This is a genomic window from Streptomyces vinaceus, from assembly GCF_008704935.1.
GTDB classification, from domain to species: domain Bacteria; phylum Actinomycetota; class Actinomycetes; order Streptomycetales; family Streptomycetaceae; genus Streptomyces; species Streptomyces vinaceus.
In genome coordinates, this window is record NZ_CP023692.1 from 2,572,097 (window position 1) to 2,588,938 (window position 16,842).

The 16,842-nt window shown below is 75.2% G+C and carries 14 protein-coding genes; 4 read left to right on the forward strand and 10 right to left on the reverse strand.

Annotation, left to right across the window (positions count from 1 at the left end; genetic code table 11):
• Nucleotides 1-27 precede the first annotated feature (27 nt).
• The 6 genes from CP980_RS11205 to CP980_RS11230 all read right to left on the reverse strand — a co-directional run bounded on the left by CP980_RS11205 (nt 28) and on the right by CP980_RS11230 (nt 9,394).
• Entirely contained in the window at nt 28-1,284 is a 1,257-nt protein-coding gene (locus CP980_RS11205) for an HEXXH motif domain-containing protein (protein WP_132756685.1), read from the reverse strand.
• Nucleotides 1,281-2,546, reverse strand: a complete 1,266-nt coding sequence (locus tag CP980_RS11210) for an FxsB family cyclophane-forming radical SAM/SPASM peptide maturase (RefSeq protein ID WP_150528100.1) — start codon at nt 2,544-2,546, stop codon at nt 1,281-1,283. The genes CP980_RS11205 and CP980_RS11210 overlap by 4 nt, the downstream gene beginning before the upstream one ends.
• 156 nt (nt 2,547-2,702) lie before the next feature.
• A complete protein-coding gene (gene fxsA / locus CP980_RS11215; protein WP_099889521.1) occupies nt 2,703-2,897 on the reverse strand; it encodes an FxSxx-COOH cyclophane-containing RiPP peptide in 195 nt (64 codons plus the stop codon).
• 67 nt (nt 2,898-2,964) lie between these two features.
• The gene (locus tag CP980_RS11220) at nt 2,965-6,186 is read right to left on the reverse strand and encodes an SAV_2336 N-terminal domain-related protein (RefSeq protein ID WP_150528101.1); all 3,222 of its coding nucleotides are present in this window, start codon (nt 6,184-6,186) and stop codon (nt 2,965-2,967) included.
• 6 nt (nt 6,187-6,192) lie between these two features.
• Nucleotides 6,193-7,287: an AAA family ATPase gene (locus CP980_RS11225; RefSeq protein ID WP_132756679.1), complete on the reverse strand. Its 1,095-nt coding sequence runs from the start codon at nt 7,285-7,287 to the stop codon at nt 6,193-6,195.
• 25 nt (nt 7,288-7,312) lie between these two features.
• The gene (locus CP980_RS11230; protein WP_150528102.1) at nt 7,313-9,394 is read right to left on the reverse strand and encodes a VMAP-C domain-containing protein; all 2,082 of its coding nucleotides are present in this window, start codon (nt 9,392-9,394) and stop codon (nt 7,313-7,315) included.
• A 133-nt stretch (nt 9,395-9,527) separates the two neighbouring features.
• Here CP980_RS11230 and CP980_RS11235 point away from each other — a divergent pair, with 133 nt between their 5' ends.
• From CP980_RS11235 to CP980_RS11245, 3 genes are all read left to right on the forward strand, one after another.
• The gene (locus CP980_RS11235) at nt 9,528-9,713 is read left to right on the forward strand and encodes a DUF6104 family protein (protein WP_030190019.1); all 186 of its coding nucleotides are present in this window, start codon (nt 9,528-9,530) and stop codon (nt 9,711-9,713) included.
• Nucleotides 9,714-9,938: 225 nt separating this feature from the next.
• The gene (locus CP980_RS11240; protein ID WP_150528103.1) at nt 9,939-10,868 is read left to right on the forward strand and encodes a DUF4097 family beta strand repeat-containing protein; all 930 of its coding nucleotides are present in this window, start codon (nt 9,939-9,941) and stop codon (nt 10,866-10,868) included.
• Nucleotide 10,869: 1 nt separating this feature from the next.
• Entirely contained in the window at nt 10,870-11,853 is a 984-nt protein-coding gene (locus tag CP980_RS11245; protein ID WP_150528104.1) for a PadR family transcriptional regulator, read from the forward strand.
• 36 nt (nt 11,854-11,889) lie between these two features.
• On the opposite strand, the gene CP980_RS11250 is transcribed toward CP980_RS11245, so the two are convergent.
• The 4 genes from CP980_RS11250 to CP980_RS11265 all read right to left on the reverse strand — a co-directional run bounded on the left by CP980_RS11250 (nt 11,890) and on the right by CP980_RS11265 (nt 15,337).
• On the reverse strand, nt 11,890-12,450 hold the full coding sequence (locus tag CP980_RS11250) for a Clp protease N-terminal domain-containing protein (RefSeq protein ID WP_150528105.1): 561 nt from the start codon (nt 12,448-12,450) through the stop codon (nt 11,890-11,892).
• Nucleotides 12,450-12,659 carry a helix-turn-helix domain-containing protein gene (locus tag CP980_RS11255; protein ID WP_008741547.1) on the reverse strand — a complete coding sequence of 70 codons (210 nt, stop codon included), beginning with the start codon at nt 12,657-12,659 and terminating at the stop codon, nt 12,450-12,452. Before CP980_RS11255 ends, CP980_RS11250 begins: the two co-directional genes overlap by 1 nt.
• Before the next feature lie 58 nt (nt 12,660-12,717).
• Nucleotides 12,718-13,680, reverse strand: a complete 963-nt coding sequence (locus CP980_RS11260) for a zinc-binding dehydrogenase (protein ID WP_123512629.1) — start codon at nt 13,678-13,680, stop codon at nt 12,718-12,720.
• 454 nt (nt 13,681-14,134) lie between these two features.
• A complete protein-coding gene (locus CP980_RS11265) occupies nt 14,135-15,337 on the reverse strand; it encodes an NAD(P)-dependent malic enzyme (RefSeq protein ID WP_123512631.1) in 1,203 nt (400 codons plus the stop codon).
• Between the two features lie 524 nt (nt 15,338-15,861).
• Here CP980_RS11265 and CP980_RS11270 point away from each other — a divergent pair.
• The gene (locus CP980_RS11270; RefSeq protein ID WP_099889530.1) at nt 15,862-16,821 is read left to right on the forward strand and encodes an ABC transporter substrate-binding protein; all 960 of its coding nucleotides are present in this window, start codon (nt 15,862-15,864) and stop codon (nt 16,819-16,821) included.
• Nucleotides 16,822-16,842: the final 21 nt, after the last annotated feature.

The following is a 16,842-nucleotide window of genomic DNA, read 5'->3' on the forward strand; positions in this document are numbered from 1 at the left end:
TGAAAAGGTACCGCAGCGGACGGCCCGTCAGCCCTCTGTGAACGGGGCGAGTTCGGGGTGCCGTGCGCACCAGTCGCGGCGCTCCCGCTCGACGGCGCGGCGGGCGACGGCGTGCTGGTCCCCGGGCGGCGGCAGATCGTCCATGGACCGTTCGGCCACGGCCATGGCGTCCGTGAACTGCCGTCCCGCGGTGGTCAGTCGGGGGTGCCGGCGGAGCGCGGGCAGGACGGCGGCGACCTGGGCCCGGATCCGGGCGTGCTGGGCCCAGGCCCCGCGGGCGCCGTAGAGGGCGGCGCGCTGCCAATAGCCGGCCAGGGCCAGGTGGGCGTACGCGCCGTGCAGGAGCCCCTCCAACGGGCGGGGGTCGCTGCGCCAGGGGGCCCAGTGCCGGGGGGTGCGGTCGGCGGTGTGCAGGGTCAGTACGTCGGCGAGGGCGGTGAGCTTGCCGTGCTGGACCTCGTGGACGAGGGTGGCGGCCAGCGCGGGCGGGGCCTGCGTACGCGCGAGCACGGAGCCGGCGGCCGCGGGCAGGGTGGCGCCGCTGGAGCGGGAGCCGCCGCCCAGCGGGACGACGGAGCGCAGCAGCAGGCCGATCTCCTCGGCGCGGGCGGTGTCGTACCGGTCGAGCAGGGTGAGCGCTCCGGACCACTGGGTGTCCCAGCGCTTGTGGCCCTTGGGAGTGAGCCGCCGGGCGGGGCGGACGGGCCCGGGGTGGGCGGGTCCGGGGGCCCGGTAGGGGTCGAGGTCGTCGAGGGCGGTACGGCCGCCGGGCAGGGCGTGCAGGAGGAGGGCTCCGGGGTCCTCGGGGTCCCAGCAGCGCTCGGTGAGGGCGAGCGGGCCGGGCCGGGCGGGGCGCAGCAGTCCGAGGGTGGGCAGGACGAGGCGGCCGTGGACGGGCCGGAGCGTGGCTTTGAAGGTGATGCCGGAGCGCAGGGCCGCGGCGACGGCGAGCGCACCGAGGTGGCCGAGGTCGGCCGGCGGCCCGTACGGGGCGTGCAGCCGGCGCAGGGTCTCCTCGGCCCAGACCCCGGTGGCCGGGTAGTGCAGTACGTCGCGGACGGCCTCGGGGTCGTGCCGTTCGGCCTCCTCCAGCAGGGCCCAGTGGTCGGCGGCCTCTCCGGCCCGGCCGCCGGGGGCGGCGTCGAGGACCCCGCGCAGCAGGACGAGCCGCTTGGAGCGGCGGATGTCGCGGACCAGGCGGGTGCCGTCGGCGGAGGGCTCGGTGGAGGCGAGGGCGCCCAGGGTGGCCGAGGTGACGGTGAACCCGGTCAGGGCCGCGCTCACGAGGCGGCCGCCCGGCCGGGCTCCCGTGCGGCGGCCCGGTGGAGGGCCGCCGCGATGTGACGGATGAGGACCTGGAGGTCGGCGCAGTACACGGAGGGCTGCCGGAAGCCTTCCGCGGCGCGGTAGCGGTGCGGGTAGTGGCCGCCGCCGCAGACCTCGACGAGCTCGCAGGCGCGGCAGGTTTCGGCCAGCGCCTCCCGCCCCAGCTGGCGGGCGGCGAGCCCGGGGTGGTCGAGGAACGCGTCGAAGCCGTGGCTCTCCACCGTCATCCCGGTGGCCGCGGCGCCCTCGTAGGCGGATTTGAGCGAGTCGGCCTGCTCGATGCCCCCGTCGGTCTCGATCACGGCGGTGGCGGCGGGGGCGAGGCCGAGGGTTTCGGTGGCGGCGGGCAGTCCGAGCAGCAGGGCGATGATCTCCTCGAAGATCCGGATCCGGGTCCGCAGCTCCGCCTCGTGCCACCAGCGCTCGAAGACGGCGACGAGCCAGTCGGCGTACGGGGTGCGGGGCGGCCGGTGGCCGGGCGGCGGGGTGTTCCAGTTGGCCAGCGGCAGCAGCAGCCCGATGACCGGCGGGGTGAAGGCGAGCAGGGACTCGTACGTCTCCACCGGGTCCTGGGCGAGGTCGACGACGCAGAGCACCCCGGCATAGCTCTCGGGGTGGCGGGCGAGCAGGCGCAGCCCCCGCGCCGCGGCCCCGAACCCCGGGCGCCCGGTGCGGTCCACCCGGCGCGCGTTGTGCGCGGGCAGCCCGCCGTCGAGGCTCACGCCGACCCGGATCCCGGCGGCGGCGAGGGCCCCCAGCCGGCCGCGGGTGAGCAGGGTGCCGTTGGTCTGGACGGTGGCGGTGACCCGGGTCCGCGGCGAGGTCCGGGCGAGGGCGGCCCGTACGGCGTCGACGGGCGCCGCCAGCTCGGCGGGGGCGGTCAGCAGGGGTTCCCCGCCGTGCAGGACCAGGTCGACGCGGGGCAGCTCGTGGGCGGCGGCGTGCTCGGCGATGCGCGCGGCGGCGCGGGCGGTGGTGGCCGGGGACATGGCGGCGGGCTGGCCGCGCCAGCCCTGGTCGGCCATCTCGTACACGTAGCAGTAGGTGCAGGCGAGGTTGCAGCGGCTGCGGGTCTTGAGGACGAACTGCCGTACCGGGTGCGGCCGGTGGCCGGCCGCGCGGAGCCCGGGCACGTCGAGGCGTGCGTACGGCCACGGGGCGTGGACCAGGTGGTTCCGTAAGGAGGGCAGCACGGCGCCGCTCGTGTCGGTCTGCCTCATCGCCTGCACCTCCCGCGCCGCGGACGGTCCATCCCTGCCCGGCGGACGGCACCGGCTAACGGCGGAAACGGGTCAACTGTGGGTGCGCTGCGTGGCCTTGGGACTGCGGTGCGTGAGGGGCCGGCGCCGCCCGCCACCGCCGCCCCGCCGCCGCGGTCAGGCGACGCCCGAGTCGAAGGCGTTGAGGATCTCGGCGGGGTGGGTGACCCGCTCCACCATGCCCTCGATGACCCGGGCCAGCACGGGGTGGTCGATCCCGCGCAGTGCGGCCAGATCGAAACCCGAGAGGTCCGGCAACTGCCCCGGGCAGGCCGAGGCCGCCGTTTCCGCTTCCTGCTGCCGAGTCACCATGGGCTGCCCGTCCCCCCGTTGAGTCGCGCGTCGCGATGTCCGATGGTCCCTTACCCGGCGGCCGGGATCACAGCCCCGCCTCCAGGGTGCGGACCCGGGATCCCAGTGCCTCCCGCCGGCCTGCGGCCGCGTCCCCCAGCCGGGTCCACAGCTCCAGCGCCGAGCGGTACGCGTCCAGCGCCGCCCGGGGCCGCGCCAGGCGCTCCAGTACTTCCCCTCTCAACTCCTGGACCCGGGCCCCCAGTTCCACCGCCACGTCCCGCCGGTCCTCGCGGTCGGCGGCGAGCGCGCAGCGCCAGGACCGCCGGTAGGAGTCGGCCGCCCGGTCGAGGCGGTCCGGTGCCCGGGTGTGCGCGTGGATCTCCTGCTGGACGTCGCCGTGCTCGCGCCAGGCGCGGGCCTGTTCCAGCGGGCTCCGGCTCTGCCGGACGGCCAGTTCCAGCAGGTACTCGGCTTCGCGCAGGTCCACCACGTCGCCCTCGTACGCGTGCCGCAGCCGCAGCCCCTCCGCCAGCCGCACCAGGCGCTCCGCCGAGCGCGGGTCGGACTGCGGGACCGCCGCCCGGCTGTCGCGCAGCACCCGTACGGCCGCCGAGGTGAAGCGCCGCCCGTCGGCCGCCCGCGCCCGCTCCAGCAGTACGTCGCCCCACTCGGGCAGCAGTTCCCCGTACGCCTCCGCATCGCGGGGGATCAGCCGGCGGGCCCGGCCGTACGCCTCGGCCGCGTCCTCCAGGGCCGCCGGGTCCGCGTCCCGCGCGGAGCGCGCCCGGTGGACCCGCGCCAGGCACACCAGGGCGGCCAGCCGCAGCTCGGCCTCGCCGGCGGCGGCCTCGGTCAGGGCCAGGCCGAGCTGCCCGGCCGCCTCCTCCAGCCGCCCGGGCAGGTACCGCAGGGCGGTGGCCAGCTCCACCCGGAGGCGGGCGGCGGCCGCCCCGGGGGGTCCGTCGGGCGGCGCGGCGGCCAGCGCGGCGGCGAGGCCGGCCGCCAGGTGCCCGGCGGCTTCCCCGGCCAGCGCCGTGCGCTCCGCCGGGTCGGGGGTGCGGGGCAGCAGCGCGAGCAGGACCCGTCCGAGGGCGGGCCGCAGCACCGGGTCGGAGGCGGGGGCTCCGCTGACCGCCTCCAGCGCGGAGCGGGCTTCGCGCAGCGCGCCCGTGTCCTCGCGGAGCTCGCCGAGGCGGACCAGGGTCTGCGCCCGGCGGACCACGCAGTCCAGGCGCAGCCCCGGGTCCAGCCCGGGGTCGGGGTCGCCCCCGACGGCGGCGAACTCCCGTTCCGCCGCGGCCAGCAGCTCCGGGTCCGGCTCGGCGGCCAGGGCCCGCTCGTACAGGATCCGGCCGAGTACGGCCCGGGCGGGCGGGGTGCCGAGTCCGGCCACCGCCCGCTCGGCCTCCGCCAGCAGTTCGGGGTCCCGCTGGCCGGCCCACAGCCGCAGCAGGACCGTGGCCAGCTCGCACTCGGCCTCGCCGGGTACGTCCCCGGGTCCGGCCGGTGCGGCGACGGCCCGGCGCAGTACGGCGACGGCCTCGTACAGCCCGCGCGGTCCGCCCTCGCCCCCCTGGCGGTCCTGGGCGGCGAGCCGGTCGCGGGCCGTGCGCACCGCCCAGGCCCGCCCGGGCGGGGGTGCGACCGGTTCGGGGACGCCCGCGTCCTCTGCGGGCGGCCCGGGCAGGTAGCGCCGTACGACGCGGGCCGAGACCTCGGCGAAGGCCTGCGGGAGCCGCCCGGCCGGGACCCGCTCCTCGCCGCCCTCCTCGATCAGCGGGGCGCCGGTGAGCTGGGAGACGGCCAGCGCCGGGAAGTTCCGTACGCCCCGCCCGAAGTGCGCGAGCACGTACTCGGAGCAGTGCTTGAGCACGAGCGCGGCCTCGTCCCGGCCGAGCGGCCCGAGCAGCACGTCCTGGACGCCGGGCACGAACTCGTACCACTGCCCGGCGGCCTGGCCGCGCCGCAGCAACCCGCTGAGCAGCACCTCCGCCAGGTCCGAGGGCTCCGAGTCGGGCAGCATCGTGCGCTGTACGAGGGCCATCACGGGCAGGGTCAGCGGCGCCGCCGACAGGTACACGGCGAGCTGGACGGCGCGCGGCGAGGCCGAGGCCCGGAAGCGGCGCACCAGTTCGCGCGGCGGACGCGCGGCGCGCGGCGGCGGCAGGGGCGCGGCGGGGTGGTCGGCGAGGACGCGGCCGACTTCGGCGGGGACGGGTCCGGTGCCGAGTCCGGCGACGAGGCGGGCCCAGGAGCCGAGGGCGACGGCGCTGGGCGGCAGGACGGGGACGATGAGCCCGCCGGCGGCCCGGCCGCCCCGGACCGGCCGGTCGGGGCGGAACCGCAGCTTCCCGGAGCCCCCCTCGGCCCGGGTGAGGGAACCCCGCTCGGTCGGCAGCCAGCTGCGGCTCCACAGCCGCTGCGGCAGCGGCTGGACGACGACGCAGGGGGTGCACTCGGCCCAGCGGTGCAGCAGCCGCTGGGCCTCGCCCTCGCGCCACAGCGGACCGGCGCAGTCGGAGACGACCATGGTCAGCGCCCGCCCGGTGGGGTCGCGCAGCTGGTCCCCGGAGCGCAGGCGGGTGCCGGGGCCGGGTCCGCGTCCGACGGCGGCCCGGCCGTCGCCGAGCCGGTGCAGGTAGTGGACCTGTACGTCGCGGAAGGCGCCGAGCCGCTCGCAGACGGAGCGCAGTTCCTCGAACATGTCGTGCCAGACGGCCATCGACGGGGAGGCGTCCATGACGAGCCGGACGGTCGCCTCGCGCCGGCTCTCGGGCCGCAGCACGGGGATGACCAGCCCCAGGGCGCGGGCGCTGGCCTCGGCGGTGGCGGGCTCGTCGAGGACCAGGCGGGTGGGCGGGCCGGGCGGCCGGTGCCGCTGGAGGGCGCGCAACGCCCGCTGGATCTCCAGGATCCGGGGCAGCGCGGCCGCGCCGGGGACCCGTACGGGCACTCCGGCGCCCCCCGGGAACTCGGCCGCCTCCTCCGCGACGGCCCCCAGGAGCCGGGAGGCGTAGAGCCGGACCGGATCCTCCGGATCGGGCTCGGGCCGTACGGGCTCCTCCTCGGCCGGAGCCGCCCCGCCGGGGGCCCGCGTCCGCCGGACCGGGGCGGTCCGCTCCCGCCCGGGCCCGGCGGGGCCCGCCGGGCCGATCCGCCCGGCCAGCCACAGCGCGTCGGCGAGCTCCTCGGCGGTGGGGTCGAGCCCGGCGGCGCGCAGCAGCCCGGCGAGGTCGCGCAGGGCGGCGGGGACGGGCGCCGGGCCGGGGGGCGCGGCAGCGGGCAGGGGCGGCCGTTCGGGGTGCACCGGCGCTCACCTCGGGCGGTCGAGGCGCTGGATGAGCAGGTCGGCGAGGTCCTCCCGGGTGGGCGGGGCGGCGTAGTGGGTGAGGTAGATGGCGTTCAGCAGCTGGTCGGCGGCGACGAGTTCGGACTGGGAGCGGGTGAGGAACTCCCGGATCAGGTCGGCCCCGAGCTGGGCGGCCTCCTCGCCGAGGTGCGCGCGGACCATGGTGGCGAGCCGTTTCTCGCCGGGCTGGCCGAGTTTGAGCTGGATGCAGCGGCGCAGCAGGGCGGCGGGGAAGTCCCGTTCGCCGTTGCTGGTCAGGATGATGAAGGGGAAGGCCCGGCAGCGCACGCGGCCGCCCCGGACGGTGACCTTCGCGCCGTCGTCGGTGAGCACCTGCACCTCGGGTTCGGTGTCGGCGACGCGTTCGAGCTCGGGGAGGGCGAACTCGCCTTCCTCCAAGACGTTCAGGAGGTCGTTGGGCAGGTCGATGTCGCTCTTGTCGAGCTCGTCGATGAGCAGGACGCGGGGGCGTTCGGTGGGCAGCAGGGCCGTTCCGAGGGGGCCGAGGCGGATGTACTTGCCGATGCCGGGGGGCGTGGCGGGGCCGGGCCCGGGTCGGGCGCCGGGTCCGCCGCCGGGGCCCGCGCCGGGTTCCCCGCCCGCTCCCCCGCCCGGCGGGCCGCCCGACAGGCCGCCGCTCGCGGCGATCTGCACGTCCTGGAGCCGGGCGATGGCGTCGTAGCGGTACAGGCCCTCCTGGAGCACGGTCCGCGAGACGACGGGCCAGCGCAGCACCCGGCCGAGCTTCAGCTCGTGGGCGACGGCGTGCGCGAGGGTGGACTTCCCGGTTCCGGGGTAGCCGGTCACCAGCAGCGGCCTGCGCAGGTACAGGGCCGCGTTGATGGCCTCCAGCTCCTCCGGTTCCGGCCGGTGCAGTTCGGCGGCCTGCCGGTGTGCGCCGAGGCGCCGCGTGACGTTGCCGTCGGCCGTGTCCGCCGGTCCGCCGGGCTCGCCGACGGGGCCGCCGTCGAAATCCCGCCACGGCGGCGGATCGGGCAGGGCCTCGATCCCGTCGTGGGGTTCGCCGACCCCCCGGTAGATGAGCCATTCCTCGTTCACGCCTGCTCCCTCCCCCTCCCGCCCGTCACAGGTCGCCCTGCAGCGGCTCGTCTTCGGGCAGCGCGCGGGCCGGGTCGTCCCATACGAGGGCCATCCCGTCCGCCCAGTACGCGTCCGGGTCGGCCCCGTGCGCGCGTGCCCGCAGTGCCTGGAGCCGGACCGGCAGCGGCGCTCCCCGCGCCGCCTCGGTCAGCTCCTCGCGCAGTCCGCGGTGGAACGGCGCGCAGTCGGCCGCCGGGTCGGCCGGGGGCCGCCGGGTGACGGCCACCCCGTACCCGGCGTCGCGGACCCCGTACAGGGAGCCGCGGGTGGGCTCCGCCTCGGCGGCCCGGCAGTGCACGGGCACGGTGTTGTCCGGCAGCGCGTCGAGCCATTCCGGCGCCGGTGCCCTGGGGCGGCCGCGGTCGCAGTCGGCCCGCTCGTCGGCCAGGGGTCCGGCCTGGACGCGGGTCCAGCGGTCGGCCCGGCGGTGGTCGGCCTCGTCGTCGGTGGGGATCGCCCCGGTGCCGGCCGGGTAGCGGAACACCACCGGCCGCTGGACGCCGAGCGGGGTACGGCCGGCCACCGTCCAGGTGTCCACGGGCAGGCCGAACAGCTCGGGGGCCACGGCGACTTCGAGGAGGGCCGCCGCCTCGTGGGTGTCGCAGCGGCGGAAGGCCTCGGCCAGCGGGACCCGCAGCGCTTCGGCGAGGCCGGCGCGGGTGGCCCGTACGCCCGAGTCCACCGGGGTCACCCGGCCGGGGTGGGCGGGCCCGTAGAGCACCGAGACGCGCCAGTCGTAGACGTCCTCCCAGCCGTGCGCCCACGCCTCCAGCAGCACGGAGGGCCCCTGGGGCAGGGCGCCGGACGGCCGGGTGTGCCCGTTCGGCCGGCTGTCGGCGCGGGCCCGGCGGCGCCGGTCGCGCTGCGCCAGGCCCCGTTCGTGGCGCTCGCCGAGCTCCCGCCGCAGGGGCCGCCACAGCCGCTCGGCGGTGGCCCGTACCCAGTCCCACAGCTCCTCGTCGGCGCCCGGGGCGGGGGGTTCGCGGTGGTCGGCGACGCTGACGTCGGTGGCGTAGCGCAGCATCGCGGCGGCCTCGCCGGCACCGCCCGGCGGGTCGTGCAGCATGCCGAGCCCGTCGCGCCAGCTGAGCGGGGCCGGCAGCCCGGGGTCCGGCTCCTCGCCGCGGGCCGCCTCGACCAGCGCCCGTACCTCCTCGGAGGAGCGCGGCGGGGGCAGTTCGGCGAGCAGCCCGCACAGGGTGGTGCGTTCGGCGGCGGTGAGGCGTCTGCGGCCCTCGTACGGGTCCTCGCGCGCCGGGAGTTCGTCGTGGACGTCGGTCCAGGTGCGGCGGCTGTTCAGGTCGCTGAGGTGCTGGTCGTAGTGGTAGAGGTCGTGTGCCTGCATGACGCGGCGGTAGAGCCCGACCTGGCCGGTGGCGGCCAGCGGCAGGGTCCGTAACTGCACGACGGACACGGCGAGTCCGCCGCCGCCGGTGTTGCGGCGGGCCTTGACCACGCCGACGACCTCGCCGCGGGCCAGGTCGACGACCGGGCCGCCGGACATGCCGGGCTCGATCTCGTCGTCGTCGCCGAGGCGCAGGGCGGCGCCGCCGGCGGCCGTGCCGCGCAGCCGGGTGGTGCGGCCGGTGATCTCGGGGGCGCCGAGGTCCTCCGTGCATCCGAAGTAGGCGACCTCGTCCAGGCGCGGTCTGCCGCGGTCGGTGAGCCGTACGCAGGCGTGCGTGACCGGGGCGAGGACCCGGACCAGCGCCAGGTCGGGCAGGTCCCACAGGGCGCGGCGGGCGGGGCGCCGCTCCTCCAGCCGCTCGGGCAGGACGCACTCGACGCGGCCGGTGACGGTGCCGGTGGCGCCGTCGGCGCCGGAGGAGAAGGTGATGCCGAGCTCACGCCCCACGAGACGCACCGCCGCACCCCCTTCGCCGATGACGTGCGCGCACGTCAGGACCCAGCCCGGGGCGATGAAGAACCCGCTCCCCCAGGTGGGACCGGTCCCAGGGGGTGCATACCCGTCCGGAGCCGCGTGGACGCGCACGGTGGCCGCCTGGACGAGGGGTTCGAGGAGCTCGTAGGCGCGCGCGGTGCCGCCCGTGCGCCCGTCCTGCATCCCCTGCCCCCTCAGGTGTGGAGGCCGTCCAGGCTAGCGCCGGGGCCCGCAAGAGGGGAGGTCTCGCCGGGTATGCGGATTATCCTGGCGGGAAACGTCCCCTGCACGCCTTCATCACGGCACGGAGCCCGACTTGTACTTCACCGATCGCGGCATCGAGGAGCTGGAGAAGCGGCGCGGCGAGGAGGAGGTCACCTTCGAGTGGCTCGCCGAGCAGCTCCGCACCTTCGTCGACCTCAACCCGGACTTCGAGGTCCCGGTGGAACGGCTGGCCACCTGGCTCGCCCGCCTGGACGACGAGGACGAGGACGAGGAGTGACCCCGAAGGGGCCCCGCCCACCCGGGCGGGGCCCCTTCCCACAGGCCTGAACCGAGCCCCCGCCGTGCGGCGGGGGCTTCCGTGTGCCGCCCTCCGGCGGCGGTGGACGGCCGCCGGTCCCGGGGCGGGCGGAGGCTTGACTTCGGGGATCCGCGATATATCGTGTTCCTCAGAAGACGCGATATGTTGCGTGCCGTGTCCGTACGCCGAGGAGGCTCAAGCACCATGGCAGAGCAGAAGACGTGGTCGATCGCCGAACCGCAGAAGCTCACCTTCGAGGAGCCGGTGACCGAGCTCCGCGTCCGCGTCGTCGGCGGCACGGTGAACGTGGTCGCCGACGAGGGTCCGGCCCGGCTGGAGGTGGCCGCCCTCGACGGGCCGCCGCTGTACGTCGTGCAGCACGGCGCCACCCTCACCGTCTCCTACGAGGACCTCCCCTGGAACGGCGCCCAGGGCTTCAAGGAGTGGTTCGAGACCAAGCCCTGGAAGTCCTGGTCCCGTACGGGCCTGGGCCGCAAGGCCTGGGAGCGCAGCGCCACCGTGACCCTGACCGTCCCCGCCGCTACCCGCGTGCAGCTCGCGGCCGTCAGCGCCGCCGCGGTCGTCTCCGGCATCGCCGCCGACACCGACGTCCACGGGGTCTCCGGCGACGTCACGCTGGTGGGCCTGTCCGGCAAGGTCGGCGCGAACACCGTGTCCGGCGGCGTCGAGGCCCAGTCCCTCACCGGAAAGCTCGGCTTCCACTCCGTCTCCGGCGGCCTGACCGTCGTCGACGGCGCCGGCGGCAGCGTACGGGCGGACTCGGTCAGCGGCGACATGCTCGTCGACCTCGCCCCCGACCCGGCCGCCCCGCGCCCGGTGGACATCTGCCTGAACTCCGTCTCCGGGCAGGTGGCGATCCGTCTCCCGCACCCCGCCGACGCCCGCGTGGAGGCCAACACCACCACCGGCAGCCTCTCCAACGCCTTCGAGGACCTGGTCGTCTCCGGCAATTTCGCCGCCAAGCACATCACCGGCACGCTCGGCTCCGGTTCCGGCACCCTGCGGGCCACCACCGTCTCGGGCTCCATCGCCCTGCTGCGCCGCCCGGCCGCCGAGTCCACGGCCGACGAAGGCGCCGCCGCCCCGCTCGTGCTCGACAAGAAGGTGCTCTGACATGCCGCCCGTCTTCGCCCACGGCCGCCTCCGCCTCTACCTGCTCAAGCTGCTGGACGAGGCCCCGCGGCACGGGTACGAGGTGATCCGCCTGCTGGAGGAGCGCTTCCAGGGCCTGTACGCGCCCTCCGCGGGCACGGTGTACCCCCGGCTGGCCAAGCTGGAGGCCGAGGGCCTGGTCACGTACGCCACCGAAGGCGGGCGCAAGGTGTACTCCATCACCGAGGCGGGCCGCGCCGAACTGGCCGACCGCGGCGGTGAACTCGCCGACCTGGAGCTGGAGATCCGCGAATCGGTCTCCGAACTGGCCGCCGAGATCCGTGACGACGTACGGGGCGCCGCGGGCGCGCTGCGGCGCGAGATGCGGGCCGCGGCCTCCGCGTCGGCGACCCCGGTCGAGGACGCGTCCTGGGCGGCGGCCAAGGAGGAGCTGCGCAAGGCCAGGCAGGAGTGGAAGGAGCAGGCCCGCCGGGCGAAGGACGAGAGCCGCCGGGCCCGCGAGGAGGCGCAGGCGGCCCGCCGCCAGGCCAAGGAGGCGCAGGAGCGGGCCCGCGAGGAGGTCATGCGGATCGCGAGCCAGTTCCAGGAGCAGTTCGCGAAGTCCGGCGGAATGCTGGGCAACCTGGCCGGAAGCTGGCTCGGCGGAAGCGGCGCGGGCACCGGCGCGGGCACGAGCACCGGCACGGCCACCGGCGCGGGCACGAGCACCGGCACCGGCACCAGCACCGGCAAGGCCGCCACGACCGCGGCCGATCCCGCCTCCGGCGCCGCGCCCTCGGCCCCCGCCGCCCCGCACTGGGCCGAGGACCTCGCCTCCACCGGCGACCCGGCGCGTGACCTGGACCGGCTGCTGGACCGCTTCCGCGACGACGTGCGCGACGCGGCCCGCGACCACGGGGTCACCCCGGCCAGGCTGGCCGAGGCCCGCGCCCACCTCGCGGCGGCCGCGGACCTGCTCGCCCGTACCCTCGGGCCGCGCCGCTGAGGCGGCCGCGGCCCCCTCGCGATACGTCGCGAGTGCTCAGGCCGCCAGGGCCGCCTCCGCCGCCGCGTACGTGACGCCGTGGTCCGCCAGGACCTCGGCGGCCGTGCCCGGGAGCGAGAGCAGCGCCAGCAGCAGGTGCAGGGTGGCGATGTGGCCGTCGTGGCGGCCCAGCGAGATGCGCAGGGACTTCTCCAGCGCCTTCTTCGCCCCCTGGGCGAAGGGGACGTGCCGGCTCTTCAGCTCCGGTCGGCCCAGCGCCGAGCGGAGCGAGGAGCCCAGGGTCCGCCGCCGCGGGGCCGCGGCGGCCAGGACGCCCTCGCCGTGGGCCTCCTCGACCCGGGAGACGATCGCGGTCAGGTCGATGCCGAGGCCCGCGAGGGCCTCCTCGTCCGCCCGCGACATGCCGCCCCGGCGGCGGGCCGCCGCGAGGTCCGCCGCCATCGCGGCGCGGTCCACGCCCAGCGGGTCCAGCGCTCCCCGGCCCAGCAGGGCGAGCAGCAGGTGCTCCTCGGTGACGGTGTCGGCCCCCGTACGCCGGGCCTCGGCCACGGCTCCCACCACGGTGTCCCGTGCGTCCTGCGTGAAGCGCTCGAACATCAGACCCTCCCGTGCTTCTTGTGTACGGCCTGCCGGCTGACGCCCAGCTCGGCCGCGATCTCCTGCCAGGACCACCCCTGCGCACGGGCGCTGCGTACCTGTACGGCCTCCAGCTGCTCCAGCAGCCTGCGGAGGGCGGCCACGGCTCGCAGGCCCACGCGCGGATCGCGGTCACCGGCCCGCTCGGCGAGATCGGTCGCTTCTGTCATGCCCGTCAATGTAGGTTGACAGACGAGCGGGTGTCAACAGCGGTTGACATCCGCGCGGCTACACCGTCAGGACGACCTTCCCGAACAGGTCGCCCGCCTCCAGCTTCTCGAACCCCTCCCGCGCCCGGTCCAGCGGCAGCACCTCGTCGATCACCGGCCGCACCCCGGTCGCCGCGCAGAAGGCCAGCAGGTCCTCCAGCTCGTCCTTGGACCCCATCGTCGAACCGACCACCTTGAGCTCCAGGAAGAAGATCCGCGTCAGCTCGGCGTGCGCCGGCCGGTCCCCGCTCGTGGCGCCGGAGATGACCAGGGTGCCGCCGGGGCGCAGCGATTTGACCGAGTGCGACCAGGTGGCCGCGCCGACCGTCTCGATCACCGCGTCCACCCGCTGCGGGAGCCGGGCGCCCGGCTCGTACGCCTCCACGGCGCCCAGTTCCACCGCCCGCTTGCGCTTGGCCCCGTCCCGGCTGGTGGCGAAGACCCGCAGGCCGGCCGCCTTGCCGAGGACGATCGCGGCGGTCGCGACCCCGCCGCCCGCACCCTGCACCAGTACCGAGTCGCCGGGGCGCACGCCCGCGTTGGTGAACAGCATCCGGTAGGCGGTCAGCCAGGCCGTCGGCAGGCACGCGGCCTCCTCGAACGACAGCTCGGCGGGCTTGCGCAGGACGTTCCAGGCGGGGACGGTCACCTGCTCGGCGAAGGTGCCCTGGTACCGCTCGGTCAGGATCGAGCGCGGCTCGTCGGGGCCGACGCCGTGGCCGCTCTGGCCGATCACGGAGTGCAGGACGACCTCGTTGCCGTCCTGGTCGGTACCGGCCGCGTCGCAGCCGAGGATCATCGGGAGTTTGTCCTCGCCGAGGCCGACCCCGCGCAGCGACCACAGGTCGTGGTGGTTGAGGGAGGCGGCCTTGACGTTCACGGTCACCCAGCCGGGGCGGGCCTCGGGGGCCGGGCGCTCGCCCAGCACGAGGCCGCTGAGCGGCTGGTCACGGTCGATTCGGGCGGCGTAGGCAGCGAACATGCCGCGACGCTACCGCTCGGTAGCGCCTCGGGCCAGACCTGTCGGGGCCGCGGCGGTGAGGTCTTCGTCGCACGGCCGCGCGTACGGACCGGTGCCGGCCGGCGGGAACCGCCCGGGGTGCCCCCGGCGTCCACATCAGAGTCTCCGGAACCCGAACGGAACCGTTCGTTGCGCGCTCAACCAAGCGCGCCACGTGCGGTCTTGTGCGAGGTGAAGGGTGAAGCGGAACGTCGGGAACAAGCCTCGTGGAGCGGTACTATTCACGCCATGCCGCCCGGCTCGCCATGAGCCTGCCACCCCGTGGCCGCACCCTCGTTGACGGAGCGTCGGCTTCCTCGGTGCGCCGAGGCGGAGCATCCCCTCCCGGCTCGGGGGCGGGGAGGGTGTGCCCCACGCAAAGAGGGGCCCGGCCGGATGTCCGTCCGGCCGGGCCCCTCTTTCGTACGTCCGCCGGTCAGGCGAGGCGGGCCACACCTTCGGCCTTGGCCGCCGCCGCGACCGCGGCCGCGACGGCCTCGGCCACGCGCGCGTCGAACGGCGACGGGATCACGTAGTCCGCGGCGAGCTCGTCACCCACGACACCGGCGATGGCGTCGGCGGCGGCGATCTTCATGCCCTCGGTGATCCGGCTGGCGCGGACCTTGAGGGCGCCCGCGAAGATGCCCGGGAAGGCCAGCACGTTGTTGATCTGGTTCGGGAAGTCGCTGCGGCCCGTGGCCACGACCGCCGCGTACTTGTGCGCGACGTCCGGGTGGACCTCCGGGTTCGGGTTGGCCATGGCGAAGACGAAGGCGTCCTTCGCCATCGAGGCCACCGCCTCCTCCGGCACGGTGCCGCCGGAGACGCCGATGAACACGTCGGCGCCGTTCAGGGCCGCTTCCAGGGAACCGGTCTGGCCGGTCTTGTTCGTCAGGCCCGCGATCTCCGCCTTGACGTCCGTCAGGTCGGAGCGGTCCGAGGAGACGACGCCCTTGCGGTCGGTGACGCACACGTCGCCGATGCCCGCGTCCACGAGGATCTTGGCGATGGCGATGCCCGCCGCGCCCGCGCCCGAGATCACCGCGCGCAGGTCGCCGAGCGTGCGCCCGGTCAGCTTCGCGGCGTTGCGCAGGGCGGCCAGGGTCACGATCGCCGTGCCGTGCTGGTCGTCGTGGAAGATCGGGATGTCCAGGGCTTCCTGGAGGCGCCGCTCGATCTCGAAGCAGCGGGGGGCGGAGATGTCCTCCAGGTTCACCCCGCCGAAGGACGGCGCCAGACGGATGACCGTCTCGACGATCTCGTCCGTGTCCTTGGTCGCGAGCGCGATCGGCACCGCGTCCACACCGCCGAACTGCTTGAACAGGATGGCCTTGCCCTCCATCACGGGGAGGGAGGCCTCGGGACCGATGTCACCGAGTCCGAGCACGGCCGTACCGTCGGTGACGACGGCGACCACGTTGGACTTCCAGGTGTACTCGTTCACCAGCTCGGGCTGCTCCGCGATGGCGCTGCAGACCTTCGCCACGCCCGGCGTGTACGCGAGGGACAGGTCGTCCTTGTTCTGGACCGGCACCGTGGCCTGGATGGCCATCTTGCCGCCCCGGTGCAGTGCGAACACCGCGTCCGGGTTGTTGTCCGTCGCGCTGTCGCTGCGAGGATTGACGATCTCCGCTGCCACTTTCTTGGCCCCTTAAGTCTTTGAATCGTTGAGGGTGACCACACCTGGTTAAGGGGTGGGCGGGCACCGCGTCCGTACTCCGCATCGACGGTTGGCCCGTCTCCGCGGAGGGGAGGTTCGTACGCGCGGGCGCGCCGCACGCGCGCCCTGAGCCCCGGATGAGGGGTGTAAGGATCCGTTGTACCCGAAGAACGCTCACCCAGACGAGTCGATTCCTGCTCGACTGTAGACCTCTTGTCCGGTTTTCGGCGAAAGGTCCAAACGACTCTGTCCAATGGACGAGACGGACCGCAAATACTCCGTCAAAAAGGCCAGGTCACAGCGGTTCCTCCGGCCGCGAACCCCCCATTCCGCAGTCCTGTTGGGTACCAGCGCCCACCCGTTATCCGATTTTGACCTGACGAACTGCCTGAATGCGTCAGTCCGAATGGCAAGATGCCGTAATCACACGAGGTCGCGACACTCGAAGGTGCGTGCTCGACCCGTTCTCGGATGCTCCCCCAGCCTGCCGGAGGAACCAGCTCATGACCGCAAGCACCACCCGTCGTACGACCGCCGCCCGGTCCCGGATCGCCGCGGTCGGCGCGATCGCGGTCGCCGGCGCCCTGATCCTCACCGGTTGCGGCGACCAGACGGAGAAGGGTTCCTCGTCGACCCCCTCCGGCGGCACCTCGAAGGACAGCAGCGCCCCGCTCTTCTCGGCCCTGCCGAAGAAGATCCAGGACGCCGGTGTCATCAAGATCGGCACGGACTCCGCCTACGCCCCGATGGAGTTCGTCGAGGGCGGCAAGATCGTCGGCGTCGACCCCGACATCGCCGAGGCGCTCGGCAAGCAGCTCGGCGTGAAGATGCAGTTCACCGCGGGCACCTTCGACGGCCTGATCACCTCGGTCTACACCGGCCGCGAGGACGCGATCATGTCGTCGATCACCGACAACAAGAAGCGCCAGGAGGGCCTGGACGACAAGGGCCAGAAGATCGGCAAGGGGATCGACTTCGTCGACTACTTCTCCTCCGGCCTCTCGCTCCTCGTCAAGAAGGGCAACCCCGAGGGCATCAAGTCGATGGACGACCTCTGCGGCAAGACCGTGGCCGTCCAGCGCGGCACGATCTACGAGGACACCTTCAAGGCGCAGGCCGAGAAGTGCGGTGACAAGAAGCTCACCATCCAGGCCTTCGACACCGACGCCGAGGCGCAGACCCGCGTCAAGGCCGGCGGCGCCGTGGCCGACCTGAACGACTACCCGGTCGCCGCCTACACGGTGAAGACCTCCGGCGGCGGCAACGACTTCGAGGTCGCCGGCCAGCAGAGCGATGTCGGCCTCTTCGGCATCGGCGTCAGCAAGGAGAACACCCAGCTCCGCGACGCCCTCAAGCAGGCCCTCGACGCCATCATCAAGGACGGCTCCTACGCCAAGGTCCTGGAGAAGTGGAACGTGCAGGACAGCGCCGTCAAGTCCGCGACGGTCAACGCAGGTCAGTAAGTCCGGCGAAGTCCCTCGCCC